This is a genomic window from Streptomyces justiciae (assembly GCF_015163075.1).
GTDB classification, from domain to species: Bacteria; Actinomycetota; Actinomycetes; order Streptomycetales; family Streptomycetaceae; genus Streptomyces; species Streptomyces justiciae.
In genome coordinates, this window is the sequence record NZ_JADDXU010000002.1 from 805980 (window position 1) to 824244 (window position 18265).

Annotated in this window: 15 protein-coding genes; 5 read left to right on the plus strand and 10 right to left on the minus strand. The window is 72.7% G+C overall.

The window, feature by feature from the left end:
- Positions 1-184: 184 nt before the first annotated feature.
- Positions 185-3475: a hypothetical protein gene (locus IQ210_RS07710; RefSeq protein WP_194078080.1), complete on the plus strand. Its 3291-nt coding sequence runs from the start codon at positions 185-187 to the stop codon at positions 3473-3475.
- 41 nt (positions 3476-3516) lie between these two features.
- Here the strand turns inward: IQ210_RS07710 and IQ210_RS07715 are convergent, their stop codons facing one another.
- Together IQ210_RS07715 and amrS are read right to left on the minus strand one after the other, a co-directional pair.
- Positions 3517-3729, minus strand: coding sequence for a radical SAM-modified peptide, FtsH ternary system-associated (locus IQ210_RS07715; RefSeq protein ID WP_194078081.1), 213 nt, complete (start codon positions 3727-3729; stop codon positions 3517-3519).
- The gene (gene amrS / locus IQ210_RS07720) at positions 3726-4760 is read right to left on the minus strand and encodes an AmmeMemoRadiSam system radical SAM enzyme (RefSeq protein WP_194078082.1); all 1035 of its coding nucleotides are present in this window, start codon (positions 4758-4760) and stop codon (positions 3726-3728) included. Before amrS ends, IQ210_RS07715 begins: the two co-directional genes overlap by 4 nt.
- 78 nt (positions 4761-4838) lie before the next feature.
- Between amrS and IQ210_RS07725 the strand changes: the two genes are divergently transcribed.
- Positions 4839-6059, plus strand: a complete 1221-nt coding sequence (locus IQ210_RS07725; RefSeq protein WP_194078083.1) for a 4-hydroxybenzoate 3-monooxygenase — start codon at positions 4839-4841, stop codon at positions 6057-6059.
- Positions 6060-6069: 10 nt separating this feature from the next.
- Here IQ210_RS07725 and IQ210_RS07730 read toward each other — a convergent pair whose 3' ends face one another.
- The gene (locus IQ210_RS07730) at positions 6070-6429 is read right to left on the minus strand and encodes an ArsR/SmtB family transcription factor (RefSeq protein WP_194078084.1); all 360 of its coding nucleotides are present in this window, start codon (positions 6427-6429) and stop codon (positions 6070-6072) included.
- A gap of 60 nt (positions 6430-6489) precedes the next feature.
- Here IQ210_RS07730 and IQ210_RS07735 point away from each other — a divergent pair, with 60 nt between their 5' ends.
- Entirely contained in the window at positions 6490-7623 is a 1134-nt protein-coding gene (locus IQ210_RS07735; protein WP_194078085.1) for a cation diffusion facilitator family transporter, read from the plus strand.
- A 188-nt stretch (positions 7624-7811) separates the two neighbouring features.
- Here the strand turns inward: IQ210_RS07735 and IQ210_RS07740 are convergent, their stop codons facing one another.
- Positions 7812-8366, minus strand: a complete 555-nt coding sequence (locus IQ210_RS07740; RefSeq protein WP_194078086.1) for a YbaK/EbsC family protein — start codon at positions 8364-8366, stop codon at positions 7812-7814.
- Between the two features lie 43 nt (positions 8367-8409).
- Positions 8410-8982: a helix-turn-helix domain-containing protein gene (locus IQ210_RS07745; protein ID WP_194078087.1), complete on the minus strand. Its 573-nt coding sequence runs from the start codon at positions 8980-8982 to the stop codon at positions 8410-8412.
- A gap of 94 nt (positions 8983-9076) precedes the next feature.
- Here IQ210_RS07745 and IQ210_RS07750 point away from each other — a divergent pair, with 94 nt between their 5' ends.
- On the plus strand, positions 9077-9934 hold the full coding sequence (locus IQ210_RS07750; protein WP_194078088.1) for an EamA family transporter: 858 nt from the start codon (positions 9077-9079) through the stop codon (positions 9932-9934).
- Position 9935: 1 nt separating this feature from the next.
- On the opposite strand, the gene IQ210_RS07755 is transcribed toward IQ210_RS07750, so the two are convergent.
- Positions 9936-10691 (minus strand): acyltransferase, encoded by a 756-nt coding sequence (locus tag IQ210_RS07755; RefSeq protein WP_194078089.1) that lies wholly within the window; start codon positions 10689-10691, stop codon positions 9936-9938.
- Between the two features lie 114 nt (positions 10692-10805).
- Here IQ210_RS07755 and IQ210_RS07760 point away from each other — a divergent pair, with 114 nt between their 5' ends.
- Positions 10806-11333 carry a gamma carbonic anhydrase family protein gene (locus IQ210_RS07760; RefSeq protein WP_194078090.1) on the plus strand — a complete coding sequence of 176 codons (528 nt, stop codon included), beginning with the start codon at positions 10806-10808 and terminating at the stop codon, positions 11331-11333.
- A 61-nt stretch (positions 11334-11394) separates the two neighbouring features.
- Here IQ210_RS07760 and IQ210_RS07765 read toward each other — a convergent pair whose 3' ends face one another.
- The 4 genes from IQ210_RS07765 to IQ210_RS07780 form a co-directional block, all read right to left on the minus strand.
- Positions 11395-12039: a DedA family protein gene (locus IQ210_RS07765; protein WP_194078091.1), complete on the minus strand. Its 645-nt coding sequence runs from the start codon at positions 12037-12039 to the stop codon at positions 11395-11397.
- Between the two features lie 78 nt (positions 12040-12117).
- Positions 12118-13668, minus strand: a complete 1551-nt coding sequence (locus IQ210_RS07770; RefSeq protein ID WP_322656324.1) for a carboxylesterase/lipase family protein — start codon at positions 13666-13668, stop codon at positions 12118-12120.
- The gene (locus IQ210_RS07775; protein ID WP_194078092.1) at positions 13665-16127 is read right to left on the minus strand and encodes a beta-glucosidase family protein; all 2463 of its coding nucleotides are present in this window, start codon (positions 16125-16127) and stop codon (positions 13665-13667) included. Before IQ210_RS07775 ends, IQ210_RS07770 begins: the two co-directional genes overlap by 4 nt.
- 154 nt (positions 16128-16281) lie before the next feature.
- The gene (locus tag IQ210_RS07780; protein WP_228047087.1) at positions 16282-17979 is read right to left on the minus strand and encodes an RICIN domain-containing protein; all 1698 of its coding nucleotides are present in this window, start codon (positions 17977-17979) and stop codon (positions 16282-16284) included.
- Between the last annotated feature and the right edge of the window lie 286 nt (positions 17980-18265).

Genomic DNA, 18265 nt, shown 5'->3' on the forward strand with positions numbered 1-18265 from the left:
CGAGCCGTACACGTCCGCCGTGGCGAACGGCTGCCCGGCCGGCGTGGAGCGGGGCCGGTGCCGCAGATCTCGGCGGCCGGCCACCCGCGGGAAGCCGCCCGACCCACGGGCCCAGCCCCACCGCTCCGGACGCCGTCGCCTCGCCGTCAATCCCCCATCGCCGACCCGGCGCATCGGAGTGCCCGTGACCGCCGCCCCCGGGACCACGGCCCCGCCCGGCCCCCGCCGGCTCCTCACCCTCACCGGTACCGACCCCTGCACCGGCCTCTCCCGTGACGGCACTGCCTTCGTGCATCTCACCGACCGCACCCTGAGTTGTCGCGACGACACCGGGCGGGTGTTGTGGTCGGCGGCCGGTGAGGGGCTGCCGGCGGCCGTGGCGTGGGGCCCGGACGGCGGTGAGGTGTTCGTGCTGCGGGCCGGGCGGGTCGAGGTGTACGACGGGGACAGCGGGGTCCTCGCCGACGACGGGTTCCCGGTGCCGGCGGGCGCGGACACGCTCACCGTGTCGCCCGACGGACTGTGGCTGGCCTGCGCCGGCGACGGGGTGCTGGTGCACCACCGGGGCACGCTCACCTCGACCCCGCTGCCGACCGTGGACCCGGTGATCGCCCTGGCCTGGGACCCGCAGGGCCGCCAGCTGTGCCTGGCCACCGCCACCGCGCTCCAGCTGTGGAGCGTCTCCCCGGTCCGGATGGACTTCGCCCCGTGCACCGGCCGTACCGGCATCACCGCGCTCGCCTGGTCACCGGACCGGGACGTGCTCGCCTTCGCCGACGCGACCGGCCTGCACCTGGTCGACCGGGCCACCGGCCGCCCCCTCGCCGACGCGTCGGTCTCCGGTGCCGTCGTGGGGCTGGGCTTCAGCCGGACCGGACGGTACGTGGTGGCCGCCACGGACCAGGAGGCGCTGCTCGTCCTGGACCGCGCGCTGGAGCGGGTCGCGACACTGCCCGCCCGCGCTACGTCACCGCGGGACCTGAGCGTGTCGGCGACGGGCCGGGTGCTCGTCACGGCCGGCGCGGGCACGGAGCTGTGGGAGCTGCCGGACGCGGCCCCGTATCGCGCGGAGCGCCGTGTGGGCGTAATGCTGCGCGGCTGGGCCGCGGCGATGTGCCGGTCCGTGGGCAGCTCGCTGCCGGCGCTGCGGGACCGGGCGCCACGGATCACCGGGCAGACGCTCCTGAACGACGGCGGCGACGGCCTGTGGGCCCCAGCGGTCGCGGCGTCGACACGCGACGGCCGATGGCTGCTGGAGACCGAACCGGGTTCGCTGGCCGCACTGCACACCGGCCGTAACTACGCCCACGGACAGCCGAGCGCACCCACCGGCCGTAACGACGCCCACCGACAGCCGAGCACACCCACCGGCCGTAACGACGCCCACCGACAGCCGAGCGCACCCACCGGCCGTAACGACGCCCACCGACAGCCGAGCGCACCCACCGGCCGAGCCGACACCCACCGACAGATCACCACGGCCACCGGCCCCGGCGGCGCCCACGACCTCGAACTCTCCCCCACCGCCCCCGATCTGCTGGCGTGCGCCTCGCGCGAAGGACAAGCCGGGCTGACCGTCCTCGACCTGGCCAGCGGTGAGGCCCGGGCCGTGCTGGAGGGCGGTCAAGGTCCCGCCTGGTGCCCGGCTCCGACCACCGACGGATCGGCGACGCTCGTCGTGCCCGAACCCGGACCCGCACCGACCCACCTGTTCGTCCACGTCCTGGACGCCCGCGGCACCCCGGCACAACAACGCAAGAGCCTGCATCTGCCGCAGGGCACCGGCCGCCCCTGCTGGTCACCGGACGGTACGACGCTGGCGGCCGGCACCCTGGGCGCGGTCATGCTGTGGCACATGCCGCGCCGGGAGCGGGCCCGTCGACTGCCCCTGCCCTCCGGCGCGTTCGCCACCCGCGTCGCCTGGTCGCCGGACGGCAGCCGGCTGGCCGCGACGCCGCCCGCCGGTCAGGGGTCGTTGGTGGTGTGGTCGACGCTCACCTGGCGCGTGCAGCGCGAGTTCGGTGCGCCGGGCGGGCGCGGCTGGGCGCCGGCGCTGGCGTGGTCACCGGACGGTTCGCTGCTCGCGGCGCCGGGTCCCGGTGCGGACACCACGGTGGTCGAGGTGTGGGACGTGGGCCGGGGCACGGTGGCGATGACTCTGGAGGGCGCTCCGGGTCTGGGGCCGGTGTGGGCGGTGCGCTGGGACCGGGACGGTCACCGGCTGGCGGTGACGCACAGCGGTGGGCGTACGGTCGTATGGGAGCTCCAGACCTCCGCGGAGGCGACGGAACCCGGACCGCGGCTGCCCGAATCCCCTGACTACCTGGCCGAGTTGGGCGCCATGGCCGCCGCCGTCGACGCGGCCGTACCCCTGGCCGCGCTCGCGGACATCTCGGCGCTGCTGCGACCGGCGCCGCCTCCGGGGCGACGCATCGTCCACCGAAGCCCGGCCGCCCGCGCGCTGCGGGACCTGGGCTGGCCGCGGTCGGCGCATCCGGCGCTGAGCGCGCTGGTGGCGTCGCGGCTGCCGGGGGACGCACGCTACGTCCCGCCGCCGGGCGTCCCGCTCCAGGAGCTGCGGACGACGCTGGAGTGGGGCCTGCGGGGCAGCGCCGAACAGCCGGAGCGGCCCTCCGTCACGGGCGACGAGCTGGCCGCCGCGCTCGACCGCGTCGACCGTGAACTCCTGCCGCTGCTCGCCCTGTTGGGGCCGGACGCGGTCCGCGAGGACCCGGCGCTGCCGCTGCGGCTGGCGGACGGGCCCTGGGCGTCGGCCGCGGAGGCCGCCGCCGGGCTCCCTGACCTGCCCTCGCGGCTGCCCGTCCTGCTCGGTGACGACGTCCCCGGCCCCACCACGGCCGGCGCCCCGGCGCAGTGGGCCCGGCACGGCCCGCCGGACCGGCTCGTGCCCAGCCAAATGGCGTTGCCCGCACCCCTGTTGAACGCGCTGTGGGCGCAGGACGCGCTGCTGTACCGCACCCGGCGCGGGCGGCTGCCGTGGACCGAGCGGGACGCGGTGCTCGTCCTCGACACGGGGGCCGCGGCCCAGGGGCAGGTGGGGAGTTGTCTGCGGCTGTGCGCGCATCTGCTGGCGGCGGCGCTGCTGGAGGCCGACCGCGCGGTGGCGCTGGTGCGCCTCGACGGCCGTGAGGCGGCCGCCCGGTTGACGTCGGCGTCGGATCTGCGCCGGCTGTGGACGCCGGTGCTGCCGGAGCCCGCCGACCCGGTACGCGCGGCGGCGCTGGCCCGTGCGGCGGCGCGCGCCCTGGCCGCCGTCGACTCGGGCGAGCCCCGCACCCTGCTGCTGACCCATGTCCACGAGCCGCCCCTGCCCGTGCCGGGCGCGCTGACCCTGCGCGTCCACTATCCACGGCATCCGGCACCGCCGGACGGGCCGGACACCTGGGTGCTGGCACCCGAGCCCGAAGGGGCCGACCTGCGGCGGGTGCTCGTACAGATCCTCGGGAAGCTCTAGCTCGCCCCTGCGAAAGCTCTAGCTCACCCTGGTCACTCTGGTCACCCGCACAGCATCTGCTCCACCGCGTCGGGCCCCATCTTCTCCAGCAACGCCTCCAGCGTGTCCGGCCGGAAGGCGTCGCCGAGCACCTCGACGCCCGTCTCGTCCCAGCTGATGCGCAGCCGTACGAGCCGTCCCTCGGGATGGTCGTCGTACTCGGCGGCGTCGATCAGGTCCGGCAGGTCCTCCACGAAGCGGTACTCGGTGCTCATGCCCCAGTCCTCTCGTCCACGGTCCAGATCCCGGCGATCCGCTCCCCGCACGCCGGGCAACTCCCGTCGCGCAGAAGGCTCTCCGTCTGCCCCCATACCCCTCGGGACACCACCTCGACCCCGCATCCCGGGCAGCGGGTGGCCCGCCCCTCCGCGCCGAGCGCCCGCTCGACGTACACATAGCGCAGTCCGGCGGCCCTCCCGATACGCGCCGCGTCCGCGAGGCGCTCCGGCGAGGTGGGGCGATGGTCGCGCATGCGGTACGTGGGGGTGAAGCGCAGCAGATGCCAGGGGGTGTCCGGGCCGAGGGAGGCCACGAACTCGGCGATGCGCACGAGCTGTTCATCCTCGGCGCTGGTTCCGGGGATGAGCGGCGTGCTGACTTCGACCCACACCCCGGCGGCCTTCAGCAGCCGCAGCGTCTCCAGGACGGGGGCGAGCGGCGCCCCGGTGAGCCGGCGGTGCGCGTCCTCGTCGGCGGCCTTGACGTCGACGTTGACGGCGGCGAGGACCGGGCCGACGCGCTCGACGGCTTCGGGGGTGAGGAAGCCGTTGCTCTTCCAGACCAGCGGGACGCCCAACGGGCGGGCGTGGGCGCCAAGTTCGAGGGTGAGTTCGGCTGCGAGGGACGGCTCCGAGTAGGAGAGGGCGAGTCCGCCGCCCCGCTCGGCGGCGGTGGCGACCAGCTTCTCGACGTCGGCGTCCTGCGCGGAGACACGGCTGCCCGGGTCCCTGCCGTACTGCGAGACACGGTGGTTGACGCAGTAGTCGCAGCGGAACGAGCAGCCGGGCGGGGCCAGCGTCAGCAGCGGCAGGCCTGGGCGGAAGTGGTAGAAGGGCTTGCGCTCCACGGAGGACCAGTGCTCGACGGTCGTCCCCCAGGTCGCCGTCAGGACCCGATCGCCTTCCCTGCGCCGCACCTTGCAGGCGCCGGTGTCACCGTCGCGCAGCCGGCAGCGGAAGGGGCAGAGCGTGCACTGGAGGCCGCCGTCGACGGCACGGTAGAAGTCCGCCGGTACCCACGCGACCACCCAGCCACCTCACCCCGTCACCCGGATTTCCACGGTACTCCGTTCCCGAGCGCCGCAGGGCGCGGACATAATGCTCGGATGACTGAGGTCTCCCCCTTCCCCAGCGGGGCGCTCCCGCTCCACAAACCGGTCGTCGTCATCGGCGCCGGGCCCGCGGGTCTGACGGTCGGCAACATCCTGCGGGCCGCGGGCATCGACTGCGTGGTCCTGGAGACGGAGACCCGCGCTTTCATCGAACAGCGGCCCCGCGCCGGGGTGTTGGAGGAGTGGGCGGTACGCGGCCTCGAACAGCGGGGCCTCGCCGCGAACCTGCTGGAGCGTGCGCAGCGGCACACGGAGTGCGAGTTCCGGCTCGGCGGGGAGCGGTACCGGTTCGAGTACCGGCGCCTGACGGGCCATCACCACTGGGTGTACCCACAGCCGTTGCTGGTGACGGACCTGGTGCACGAGTACGCGGACGTCCGCGGCGGCGACATACGCTTCGGCGTCCGGGACGTACGGCTGCACGGCCTGGACTCGGACCACCCCGTCGTGGAGTACGTCGACGACCTGGGCGAAGACCGGCTGATTCCCTGCGACTTCGTGGTGGGCGCCGACGGGGCACGCGGGGTGACCCGCGCCCTGCTCACCCCGGACCGCGCGCTCGTCTCCCGGCACGACTACGGCATCGGCTGGCTGGCGCTGCTCGCGGAGGCGCCGCCGTCCAACGACTGCGTGGTCTTCGGCATCCACCCCAACGGCTTCGCCGGGCACATGGCACGCAGCCCCGAAGTCACCCGCTACTACCTGGAGTGCCCTCCCGGCGACGACCCGGACAACTGGTCGCAGGACCGGGTGTGGTCGGAGCTGCAACAGCGCCTGGGCGCGAACGGCGCCCCGCCGCTCACCGAGGGCCGCCTCATCGAGAAGCGCGTCCTCGACATGCACAACTACGTGGTCGAACCCATGGTGTTCGGCCGCCTCTTCCTCGCGGGCGACTCCGCCCATCTCACCGCGCCCATCGCTGCGAAGGGCATGAACCTCGCCCTGCACGACGCGTTCCTGCTCGGCGACGCGCTCGTCGCCCAGCTCACCAAGAGCGACTCCACCGGCCTGACCGGCTACTCGGCGGCGTGCCTGGGCCGCGTCTGGGACTACCAGGAGTTCTCCCAGTGGCTGTCGGAGATCTACCACGGCACGTCGTCCGGCGACCCGTACCTCGCGGGCACCACCCAGGCCCGCCTGCGCCGCCTCTTCAGCTCCCCCGCGGCGGGACTCGCGTTCGCCGAGCAGTACCTGGGCAAGGACCCGCAGTACTGAACCGCGCTATCTAGTCGTGCACCGGCCGGTCACTGAGCCGGTGGTCCGCCACGTTCAGCGCCTCGTCGACCAGGCGGCGCAGATGCCCGTCGCGCAGGGCGTAGATCACCCGCCGCCCTTCCTTCCGCGTGGTCACCAGCCCCGCCAGCCGCAGCCGCGCCAGATGCTGGCTGACCGCGGGCCGGGCCGCCCCGCACGCCTCGGTGAGGGTCGTGACGTCCGCTTCCCCGCCGGTCAGGGCGTGCAGCAGGGTCAGCCGGGTGCGGTCGCCGAGCAGGGCGAGGAGTTCGGCGGCGAGGGCGAACTGTTCGTCGCCCGGGGTCTGCGGGTGCGCATGATGCGCAGGTGATAGGTGCATGCGTGCGCTCATACGCACATAATGGCGGTGTGGGCGGCGCGCGTCCACCGCACGCACCGGAAGGGGCTTCACGTGAGCGACCGGCACCACCACGAACACGGCCACGGCCACGGGCACACCCACGCCGCTCACGGCCACGGGGACGGCCACACCCACGCCCCTCACGGCCAGGCCCACAGCCATGAGCACACCCACACAGCCCACCAGCACAAGCACAAGCACACCCTCCGCCACCGCCTGAAGCACCTCCTCACCCCCCACTCCCACGAGACCGCCGACAAGCTCGACCCGGCCCTGGAGTCCTCGGCGCGCGGTATGCGCGCCCTGTGGGTGTCGCTGGTGGTTCTCGGCGTGACGGCGCTGGCGCAGGCCGTCGTGGTGGCCGTGTCGGGTTCCGTCGCGCTGCTCGGCGACACCGTGCACAACACGGCGGACGCGCTGACCGCCGTACCGCTCGGGATCGCGTTCGTGCTGGGCATGCGCGCGGCGACCCGGCGCTTCACCTACGGCTACGGGCGGGCCGAGGATCTCGCGGGCATCGCGATCGTGCTGACGATCGCCGCGTCGGCCGCCTTCGCGGGGTGGACCGCGATCGAGCGGCTCCTCGACCCGCGTCCGGTGCAGCACGTCCCGGCGGTGGCGATCGCCGCGCTGGTGGGGTTCGCGGGCAACGAGTGGGTGGCCCGCTACCGCATCCGCGTCGGCCGTGACATCGGCTCGGCCGCGCTGGTCGCCGACGGACTGCACGCCCGCACCGACGGGTTCACCTCACTCGCGGTGCTGCTCGGTGCCGGCGGTTCGGCGCTGGGCTGGCAACTGGCCGACCCGCTCGTGGGGTTGGCCATCACGGCGGCCATCGCGCTCGTGCTGCGGGACGCGGCGCGCGAGGTGTTCCGGCGGGTGATGGACGCCGTGGACCCGGCGCTGGTGGACCGGGCCGAGCGGGCCTTGCTGGAGGTCGAAGGGGTTCGCGGGGTGGGCGAGTTGCGGCTGCGCTGGATCGGGCACCGGCTGCGCGCCGAGGTCGCGGTGGTCGTGGACGGCGACGCGACGGTACGGCAGGCGCACGCCATCGCCGTCGACGCGGAACACGCGCTGCTGCACGCCGTGCCGCGCCTCACCGCCGCCCTGGTGCACGCCGACCCGGCGCCGCTCCCGGGCGAGACCGACCCGCACCTCACCCTCGCCCACCACATGGCGGCCTAGGGCCTGCCCGGCGGATCATGCCGCAGACGCGAGGTCTGGCACGCGCATCTGCCGCGTTGTCGTCGGTTGCCGACGCTCCGCGTCGCCGCCCTCCTCCGCCTTGCAGCTGCACGCACCAGACCCCGCTCACCGGCGCTAATGAAGTTCCGCCGCTTTCCTGCGACCTGATCCGCCGGACAGGCCCTAGCTCAGACGCCCAGCCCGTCCAGCACCACCGCACCCGGCAGCTCGGCGAACGCCTTGCCCGGCACGAGGAGTTTGCCGCGCCGGCGTCCGCTGCCGACGAGGACGTAGGGCAGGTCGACGACGGCCGAGTCCACCAACAGGGGCCAGTCGGCGGGGAGTCCGAGGGGAGTGATGCCGCCGTACTCCATGCCGGTCTCCCCCGTCGCCGTGTCCATCGAGGCGAACGAGGCCTTGCGGGCGCCGAGTTGGCGCCGTACGACACCGTTGACGTCGACCCGGGTGGTGGACAGCACGACGCACGCGGCGAGCGTGGACTCGCCGCCGCGCTTGCCCGCCACCACGACACAGTTCGCGGACCGCTCCAGCAGCTCCTGCCCGTAGTGCTCCACGAAGACGGCGGTGTCGGCCCACTGGGGGTCGGTGTCGACGTAGACGATCTGCTCGGCGGGCACGCTGCCGCTCCACCGGCGTACGGCGTCCGCTACGGGCGCGGTCAGTTCGTCGAGGCAGTCCGGGGCCGGTGTGGCGTGGTCGAAGCGTCCGATGGGTGCGTCCATGACCGCACGCTAACAGCCGTGCGGCGCCGGCCCGCCGGGTGTCTCACGTCGCGGGCGGGACCGAGATGGCCAGCACGAACACCGTCGGTTCGGTGCCCTGATTGCCGTAGGTGTGCGCGGCGTTGGCGTCGAAGGTGACGCTGGAGCCGGCCGGGACGCGGTGCTCGGCGCCGTCGACCGTGAGGGTCAGCTCCCCGGCCGTGACATGGCCGATCTCGACGGTGCCGACCGGGTGCGGATCGGAGGAGCTGCTCTCCCCCGGCATCAGCTTCCACTCCCACATCTCCAGCGGGCCGGGCGCCTCCGTACCCGCGAGCAGCCGGCTGTAGCTGCCCGCGTCGGTGTGCCAGAGCCGCACCACCTGCTCGGGAGGGACGATCCGCACCTTGGGTCCCTGTTCGTAGTCGAGCAGGGTGGTGACGCTGACGCCGAGCGCGTCGCCGATCTTCACCACCGTGCCGATGCTGGGGTTGGTACGGGCCTGTTCGATCTGGATCAGCATGCCGCGGCTGACTCCGGCACGGGCGGCGAGCACGTCCAGGGTGAAGCCGCGCTCGGTCCGCCAGCGCTTGACGTTGCGCGCCAGGGACTGGGTCAGCAGGTCGAGGTCCGACACTTCACGTCCAATATTTTGTATGACAGCGTGCAAGTTGATGAACTACGGTGGGGTGCACCGAATCGTTCATCGAACTGTACTGCGAGGCGCTCCCGTGACAGCACTCTTCGCCCTGGCCACGAGCCTGTTGTGGGGCCTGGCCGACTTCGGCGGCGGACTGCTGACCCGGCGCACCCCGGCGCTGACGGTGGTCGTCGTCTCGCAGGCGATCGCGACGGCCGTGCTCGGCGCGGTCGTGGTCGCCACGGGCGGCTGGAGCGAGGTCGGCCCGCGCCTGTGGTTCGCGTTCGCCGCGGGCCTGGTCGGCCCGGTCGCGATGATCTGCTTCTACAAGGCGCTCGCGCGCGGCCCGATGGGCGTCGTCTCCCCGCTCGGCAGCCTCAGCGTCGCGGTCCCGGTCGGGGTGGGCCTCTTCCTCGGCGAGCGTCCCGGCCCGATCCAGTTCGCGGGCATCGCGGTCGCGGTCCTCGGCGTCGTCCTCGCGGGCGGCCCGCAGCGCGGAGGCGCCCCCGTGCAGCGCGAGACGATCGTCCTCACCCTGATCGCCGCGCTCGGCTTCGGCATGGTGTTCGCGCTGATCGCGGAGGCGTCGACGAACGTCACCGGCCTGTTCCTCGCGCTCTTCGTCCAGCGCGTCACGAACGTCGCGGCGGGCGGCGTGGCCCTGTACGCCTCCGTCCGCAAGGGCAACGCGGCCCTCCCCCCGACCGGCTTCGACTGGTCCACGCTCCCGACGCTGGCCTTCGTCGGCCTGGCCGACGTCGCGGCGAACGGCACCTACGCGATCGCGGCCCGCCTCGGCCCGGTCACGGTGGCCGCCGTACTCGCGTCGCTCTACCCGGTGGTGACGGCCCTGGCCGCACGCGGCTTCCTCAGCGAACGCCTGAAGGCGATCCAGGCAGCGGGCGCGGGCCTCGCCCTGGTGGGCACCCTGCTCCTGGCGACCGGCTGAATCAGTCGAGCTCGGCGAGCTTCGCCGCGGTCTCCTCGTCCAACCCCGCGAGGGCGTTCAACTGCTCCGGGGTGATCCCCTCGGGTATCGGCACCGGCGCCGGCGTCCGCAGCGGCGGCTGCCACCCCTCCTCGGCAGTCCAACGCCGTACGACGCGCGCGGGCGCCCCCGCGACCACGGCATGGTCGGGCACGACACCCCGCACCACCGCACCGGCGGCGACGACCACGTTCCGCCCGATCCGCGCACCGGGCAGGATCACGGCACCGGTCCCGATCCAGCACCCCGACCCGATCTCCACCGGCTCCATGCGCGGCCACTGCTTGCCGATGGGCTCGTGCGGATCGTCGTACGAGTGGTTCGTCGACGTCACATAGACGTACGGCCCGAAGTAACAGTCGCTGCCGATGGTGACGGTCGTGTCGGCGATGACATGGCTGCCCCGCCCCAGCACCACTCCGTCCCCGATGCGCAGGATGGGGTCGGGACCAAGATCCAGGTCGGGCATGAGCCCGGCCGTCAGCGTGACCTGCTCCCCGACGATGCAGTGCGAGCCGATATGAATCCACGGCTCCCCGAAGACTGTGCCCAGCGGGAAGGCGAGCCTGGTACTCGTTCCCATCGCGCCGAAGCGGAAGCGCCCCGGCTGCTCGGCGGTCACGGAGCCCGTGCGCTGCACCCAAGCCCAGCCGGCATGGACGGCGCGCTGCGCCACGCGGCGCCGCCAGGATGAGAACGTGTTCTTGCGCTTCAGCACCCGCTCACGGTACTGAGAGGACGGCCCCCGTATGAGGTCGGGGGCTTGTGATCTTCGCCCTACCGGGTGGCGTACGGTGCGGAGGTACCGAGGACGGCCAGGAGGAGCGAGGCGATGACGCACAAGGCGTTGATCACGGGCATCGGCGGCAGGGAACCGAAGATCGACGGGGAGGCTTTCGTCGCCCCCAACGCGACGGTGATCGGAGACGTGACCCTCGCCGCGGGCGCCAGCGTCTGGTACGGAGCGGTGGTCCGAGGCGACGTCGAGACCATCTCCGTGGGTGCCCGCAGCAACATCCAGGACAACTGCACCCTCCACGCCGACCCCGGTTTCCCGGTGACCATCGGCGAACGGGTCTCGGTGGGCCACAACGCGGTGGTGCACGGGGCGACGGTGGGCGACGACTGCCTGATCGGCATGGGCGCGACGGTCCTGAACGGCGCGGTGATCGGCGAGGGCTCCTTGGTGGCAGCCCAGGCGCTGGTACCCCAGGGGATGCAGGTCCCGCCGGGTTCACTGGTGGCGGGAGTCCCAGCGAAGATCAGACGCGAACTGACGGAGGAAGAGCGCCAGGGCGTAACCCTAAACGGCACGCTCTACGCAGACCTGGCGAAGGCCCACAACGAAATCCACGGCTAGGGCAGCCCACCTAGGGGCGCGGGGAACTGCGCGACCAGCCACAACAGACCCGCGCCCAAAACTACTCAGCAACCCCTACGGTCTCAGCCTCCACCGAAGCCCCCTGCGCCTTCTTCGCTTTCCTCTTCAGCACCAACATCGAGGTCAGCCCAATAAGAACGGCCAGCGCCAGCCCCAGCCAAGAGAACCGCTTCAGCCAGTCCTCCGCGACGACACCCACGTAGTAGATGACCGCGGTCGTACCCCCGGCCCAGATGATCCCGCCCAGCACATTGGCGATCAGGAACTTCCAGTACGGCATGTGCAGCACACCCGCCAACGGCCCCGCAAAGATCCGCAGCAGCGCGACGAAACGGCCGAAGAACACGGCCCACATGCCCCACTTCTCGAAGGACCGCTCGGCCGTCGCGATATGCCCCTCGCTGAAGTGCTTGGGGAACTTCTTCCCCAGCCAGGCCAGCAACGGCCGCCCACCCTTGCGCCCGATCGCATAGCCGATCGAGTCACCGATGACCGCACCCGCGCTGGCGCAGGCGCCGAGGACGACGGGGTTGATGTCACCGTGCTGGGAGGCGAGCAGCGCGGAGGAGACGAGGATGATCTCGCCCGGCAGCGGGATGCCCAGGCTCTCCAGGCCGATGACCAGGCCCACCAGCAGATAGATGCTGACCGCGGGTACGGTCTCGAGCCATTCCTGGACGTGCACCGCCGGTTCCTCCCGTGTCCTGTGATCCCGTGTGATCCCGGCGCACGCCCACGTGGGCGTGCGCCGGAAGCCTACCCGTTAGGAGACGGCGGCCGAGTCCCAGAGGTTGCACCGATGCGCGCTGTGGACGTCCGTGCTCACGGCGTTACCGCCCGCGGAAGCGGTCCGCAGCGAGAGCACCTTCCCGGTACCGGAGGGCATCGCGGGCTGTCCCTCCGCCCGCGGCACCCCGCCCCGCACGAAGGACCCCCAGTACTGGACCATCTGCCGGGACAGGACCCGCTGCTCCGTGTTCAGCGGGGATTCCAGGCCGAAGTGCTTGAAGAGGTACTGCACCTCGTTGACATGGGTCGCGCCGAAGTCGAAGTCCGTCCCGAGGTTGCGCAGCGAGGCGAAGGGCGGGCCGGTGCGGTCGGCGAACTCGTACGCGTAGACCGGTCCGCGTCCGGCGAGCACCTCGTCGAGCCGGAGCGCCGGGCAGGCGAAGAGCATGTCGCCGAAGGCCGTGGCGAAGCCGATGGTCGGGGACTGCTGGGCGGCGAGCGGATAGCTCCGGAGGGCCTCCTCTCCGAACTCCTTCCGCATGATCGTCGGGTACTCCTCGGCCGTGAGCGGGTTGCCGCCGAGGTCGAAGCGGGCGAAGGCGAACAGCCGCCCCTCGTCCTGGTTCGCGCCGTTCATCACCGGCACCCCGGCCGCGGCCCCCTGGGCCAGCGCGATGGACGGCTGCCGTGGCAGGAAGCGCCCGCCGGTCACCGGCCCCCAGTCGAAGTCGCCCTGGGCGGCGAGGATGTCGGCGGCGGACTTGCCGCGCAGACAGGCGACGGTGTCGCAGCCCAGCTTCCGCGCGAAGTCGGCGCCGTCGGCCACGGCCGTCTCGTGCGGGCGGGCGGCGCAGTCGTCGTACGCCCCGCTCTCGATGATGCCGGCGCGGAACAGGCCCTTGGCCGTGGGTGAGGCGAGCTGGGTGCAGACCGAGCGGCCGCCCGCCGACTCGCCCGCGATGGTCACCCGTCTGGGGTCGCCGCCGAAGCGGCCGACGTTGACGCGCACCCAGCGCAGCGCGGCCTGCTGGTCGAGCATGCCGAAGTTGCCGGAGACACCGTCGGACGCCTCGTCGTCGAGGCCGGCCGTGGCGAGGAACCCCATCGCCCCCAGGCGGTAGTTGACGGTCACGACGACCGTGCCGGTCTGCCGTGCGAACGTGTCCGGCACGATGTCCTGACCGGCGCCCGCGGTGAGCCCGCCGCCGTGGAACCAGACCATGACCGCGTTCCGGCGGGCGCCCTCGGGGACGTAGACGTTGAGATCGAGACAGTTCTCGGTGTACGAGGGCTGCTCGTATCCCGGGTCCCAACTCGCCGCCTGGACACACTTGTTGCCGAAGTCCTGTGCCCCGCGCACTCCTTGCCAGGGCCGGACCGTCCGTGGCGCGGTCCAGCGGAGCTTCCCGACCGGCGGCTCGGCGTACGGGATGCCGAGGAACTGCCGCCCCTCGGTGGTGACTTCACCCCGCACCAGGCCCGCTTCGGTGCGCACCACGACGTCGCCCGGTGCGGCCTGGGCCGACGCGGGCAGCACCAGGGTGGCCGCGAGTGCCGTCAGTGCGACGGCGATCCGGCGTATCACCGCGCCACCCCCGCCCGCGTCCGCAGCCGCAGATCCCCGGCCGACGCGCCGACCCACACGTCCCGGCGCCCGGTCCCGAGCACCCAGTCATGGCGTTCCGGGTCCCAGGAGGACAGGGTGCGCGCGGCGACGCGCACGGTGACCCGCTTGCGCTCCCCCGCCCGCAGGGTGAGCCGGCGATAGCCGCCCAACACCCGTACCGCCTGGTCGAGTCGGAGGCGCGGCGAGGGTCCCACGTACACCTGGGGCACGGCGATTCCTTCCCGGCGGCCGGTGTTGCGGACGGTGAAGGACACCGAGAGACCGTGGCCGTGGGCCTCGGCTGACAGGTCCTCGTAGGCGAAGGTCGTGTACGACAGTCCGTGTCCGAAGGGGAACAGCGGCTCTACGCCCTCGGCGGCGTACCAGCGGTAGCCGACGTGGATGCCTTCCGAGTACTCCTCGACGCCGTCCACGCCCGGGTAGCGGCGCGGGTCCCCGGCGACCGGGTGGTGGTCGTCGTCGGTCGGGAAGGACTGGGTGAGCCGGCCGCCGGGGTCGGTGTCGCCGAACAGGACGGCGGCGGTGGCGGCCGCGCCCTCCTGGCCCGGGTAGTACATCTGGAGCACGGCTCCCGTGCGCTCCAGCCAGGGCATCGACGTGGCGGACGAGGTGTTGAGGACGACGGTGGTGCGCGGGTTGGCCGCGGTGACGGCCTCGATGAGCTGCTCCTGGTGGCCGGGGAGGGCGATCGTGGTGCGGTCCTGGCCCTCGGTGGCGTCCTCGTAGGCGAACAGGACGACCTGGCGGGCGGCCTTCGCCGCCGCCACCGCCTCGGCGACGTCCGCGGCCCGGGTCGCCCCGGTGACCCGGCGCAACCGGAAGGTCTGTCCGGTGTCGTCGCCCTGTGCGGTGATCTTCAACGTGTGTGCGCCCTTGGCCAGTTGCAGCGTTCTGCGGCGCACGAGCAGTCCGTCGGGCGCGGTGGAGACGAGGCCGCCCGCGAAGTACTCGCCGTAGCCGGGCAGCACCGGGAAGAGGTCCTCGCCGTCGAGGAGCACCTTGGGCCGGGAGGCGGACGCGCCGGTGAAGTGGAGGACGAAGGTCCACTCGTCGGCGTCGGAGAGGGTGAGCGTGCCGTCGTACGTCCACTGCTCGCCCGCGGCGATCTGCCGGCCCTCGCTGTCGAGGACGGGGCTGACCGCGGACGCGGGGATCGGCTTGCCGTAGAGGTCCTCGCCGAGAGCGTATGTCACGTGCGCCGCACGGGACTTGAGGGCGCCGAGGGGGCTGTCGGCGTGGTCGGGGACGACGTGGGCGCTGCCGCCGCCGCTGACGAAGGGCAGGGAGCCGGTCGGGCCGATGACGGCGATGCTGTCGGCGGTCAGGGGCAGGGTGCCGTGCTCGTTGCGGAGCAGGGTCGCGCCCGCCTTGGCGACCTCCAGGGCGACGGCCGCGCCCGCCTTCGCATCGCGCTCCGGACGGGCCGGGGCGGTGCCGTCGAGGAGGCCGAAGCGGTCCATGGTCGTGAGGATGCGGCGTACGGACCGGTCGACGTGGTGCTCGGGGACGCTGCGGTTCCGGACGGCCTCCTTCAGTGCCGTACCGAAGTAGGTGCCGTCCGGCATCTCCATGTCGAGGCCCGCGGCGAGGGCCTTGCGGGTGCTGTGGGCGGCGAACCAGTCGGTCATCACCCAGCCGTCGAAGCCCCAGCGCTCCCGCAGGACGTCGGTGAGGAGTGTCCGGTTCTCACAGGCGAAGGTGCCGTTGACCTTGTTGTACGCGCCCATCACCGCGCCGGTGCCGATGCCGACGGCCGCCTCGAAGCCGCGCAGTTCGACCTCGTGGAGGGTCTGTTCGTCGACGCGCACGTCGATGGACATGCGGTCCTTCTCCTGGTTGTTCATGGCGTAGTGCTTGACGGTCGCGACGAGGCCCTCGACCTGGATGCCCTGGATCTCGGCGGCGACCAGGTCGGCGGAGAGCAGCGGGTCCTCGCTGAAGGTCTCGAAGTTGCGGCCCGCGTACGGGGTGCGGATGACGTTGACCATCGGGGAGAGCAGGACGTCCTGGCCGAGGGCGCGGCCCTCGTGGCCGATGACGCGGCCGTAACGGCGGGCCAGTTCCGGGTCGAAGGCGGAGGCCAGCATCACCGGGGCCGGCAGGGCGGTGGCGTGTTTGGTCACGCGGACGCCGGCGGGGCCGTCGGCGAGGCGGAGCGGGGGGATGCCGAGGCGTTCGACGCCCGGGACATAGCCGGCCTGGCCGAGGGAGGCGGGGTCGGTGGCGCCGTGCAGGAGGGAGATCTTCTCGTCGAGGGTGAGCTTGGCGAGGAGGCCTTCGACGCGGGGCCCGGCGCCGTGGCCGGGTCTGCCCGCGGCGTGGGCGGGGGGTGTGAGTCCGCCGGTGGCCGCCGCGGCGACGGTGATCGCTCCGCCCAGCAGACGCAGGGAGGATCGCCGGGAGACGGGGTCGGTCATGAGCCGTCACTCCTTCGGTATCTGAACGCACTTGCGACAAAAAGGACTTGACGCGGGGTCAGAAACGCCTGGGACGCGGCGCGAAAACTATGACCGCTGGTGACTCGTGTCAATGAAATGAACAAGGACCGCCCCGAAGGGGCGGCCCTCATCTTCAGCGAAGGACGGAACCGAGGGAGGTGACGACCTCGGACACCACGGCGGGCACCTCCACCGGCACCCGGGGCACCACCCCGGCTTCCGGCTCCTCCCGGTGATCGACCTGCGCCACGCGCGTCTCGTAGGGCTCGGGATCGTCGCCCTGGGGCCGGTCCTCACTCGGGGGTTCGACGGGCAGCCGCGGTGAGGGCACGGCGGGGAGGCGGCCGTCGCCCTTCTCCTCCTCCGGCGCCGCCTGCTTCCCCTTCTCTCCCGTCCCGCTCTTCTTCCGCGGCTCTCCCGTCACCGCGGAGTCCGTCGTCTCCAGCACCCATCGCCGGCCCTCGGCGCCGTCCCGGTCGACGAGCACGACCTCCCTGTCCTTGCCGGACGCGAGGGCGAGGTCCTTGTGCCAGCGCAGCAGGATCTCGCCGCGGACCGTGAGGTCGTACTGCACCTCACCGGCGTGCACCAGGCAGCCGGCCAGGACGACCGATCGTTTGCCGGGGTCGGAGCCGAGGCACAGGGTGGGGTCGGCGAGGCTGCGCAGCAGGCCGTCGTCCTGGTACGACCACTGCTGGGACACGGCCGTGGAGCAGGCGGCGAGGACCGCGGGGACCCCGTCCGCGGCCGTGTCGCCCTGGAGGTCGAGGCAGAGGTCGGTGGCGAGGTTGCGAAGTCTGCCGTGTCCGATCTCCACGGGGTCGGTGGCGGAGGCGGCCGAGGGAGAGCTCACGGGGCCCGGCCGCACCGAGGGGTCGGTGTCGTGGCCGCTGGGGGCGCCCCAGGTGGCGCTCGGTTCGGGGACACCGTTGTCGGTGGACCAGCCGCGGGCGGCGAGCACGGTCGCCAGCAGGGCCAGGGAGGTCAGGCCGATGACGGCGACGGCCTTCGCGTGCCGGCGCGGCGCGACGCGGCGACGGATCGGTGCGGGGCGGTGCCGGCCGCCGCGTGGGCGGGCGCCCGGTGACTGGCTGGTGCCGCCGCGGCCGGGGCGGGAGTCGAGGTAGCGCCGGGCGCCCCAGCCGAGCACGGTCTCGGCGAGCAGCGCCTCCAGGCCGCCGTCGAAATGGCTCAGTTGCTCGGCGGCGTGCCGGCAGTAGCGGCACTCCATCAGATGCTGTTGCACATCGGGCAACAAGGCGCCGCCGCGGCGGATCGGGACGTCGAGGAGGCGGTTGTAGAAGCGGCATTCCTGGGAGGGCGCGAGTTCCCGGTGGGCGCGGACGCAGCCCTGCCGGAATTGCTCGCGGGCCTGTTCCAGCGCGTCCGCCGCGCGGCCGACGTCCACACCCAACAGACCGGCGGGTACGGATATGGGCTCGGCCTCGACCTCGATGTGCCACAACAGGCATTGGGAGGCTCCGGGAAGCGCCTGGAAAGCGCGCTCGGCGAGCTTCCGCCTTTCGGGTGTGGCACCGCGCGCCGCACGCAGTCCGCGCCCTCCGGTCGGCTTGCCCAGTTCCGGCAGAGCCGCGGAAATACGGTCCTCGGCGGCCCAGTCCTTCACCGTCTCCCTCACGGCGGCCAGGAGTTGCGGGCGTACGGCGCCGCCGTTGGCACGGCCGAACACCCGGTGGAACGCCGCGGCGGCCACGAGCTCGGCCGAACCGGACGACGAGGCCAGGCAGATGACCGCGTAGTCATGTGTCGCCCGCCAGTGCCGGGCGAGCAGCAGGGCAACCGCGCGGGCGCCGCCCTCGGCGCCGCCCAATTGGGCGACGAGATTACGGTCGGACTCTCCGGGGCTCGCTCCTGGGCGTGGCGGGTAGGGGGGCCGTGGGGGGGAAGGGGATTGCACTGAACCATTTCCTTCCAAGCCGCGGACGCGCAGGGAAAGCACGTACGTCGGAAAAGCAGGTGCGTGATTGGTGCATACCTATGCCGCGTCAGCTACTGAGCGGTCACCAGGGGGCGCTCACTTTCGCACATACGAATCACAGGAAACAAGAAGTTCGAGTGACCGATGTTCAAAACGCTGTGAATTCAGATAAGTTACC

Bases quoted from the DNA above. Each gene is read 5' to 3' on its own strand.
- IQ210_RS07715 (WP_194078081.1), bottom strand. From the start codon at position 3,729: ATGAGCACCGAGTACCGCTTCGTGGAGGACCTGCCGGACCTGATCGAC.
- IQ210_RS07725 (WP_194078083.1), top strand. From the start codon at position 4,839: ATGACTGAGGTCTCCCCCTTCCCCAGCGGGGCGCTCCCGCTCCACAAA.
- IQ210_RS07730 (WP_194078084.1), bottom strand. From the start codon at position 6,429: ATGAGCGCACGCATGCACCTATCACCTGCGCATCATGCGCACCCGCAG.
- IQ210_RS07740 (WP_194078086.1), bottom strand. From the start codon at position 8,366: ATGGACGCACCCATCGGACGCTTCGACCACGCCACACCGGCCCCGGAC.
- IQ210_RS07760 (WP_194078090.1), top strand. From the start codon at position 10,806: ATGACGCACAAGGCGTTGATCACGGGCATCGGCGGCAGGGAACCGAAG.
- IQ210_RS07775 (WP_194078092.1), bottom strand. From the start codon at position 16,127: ATGACCGACCCCGTCTCCCGGCGATCCTCCCTGCGTCTGCTGGGCGGA.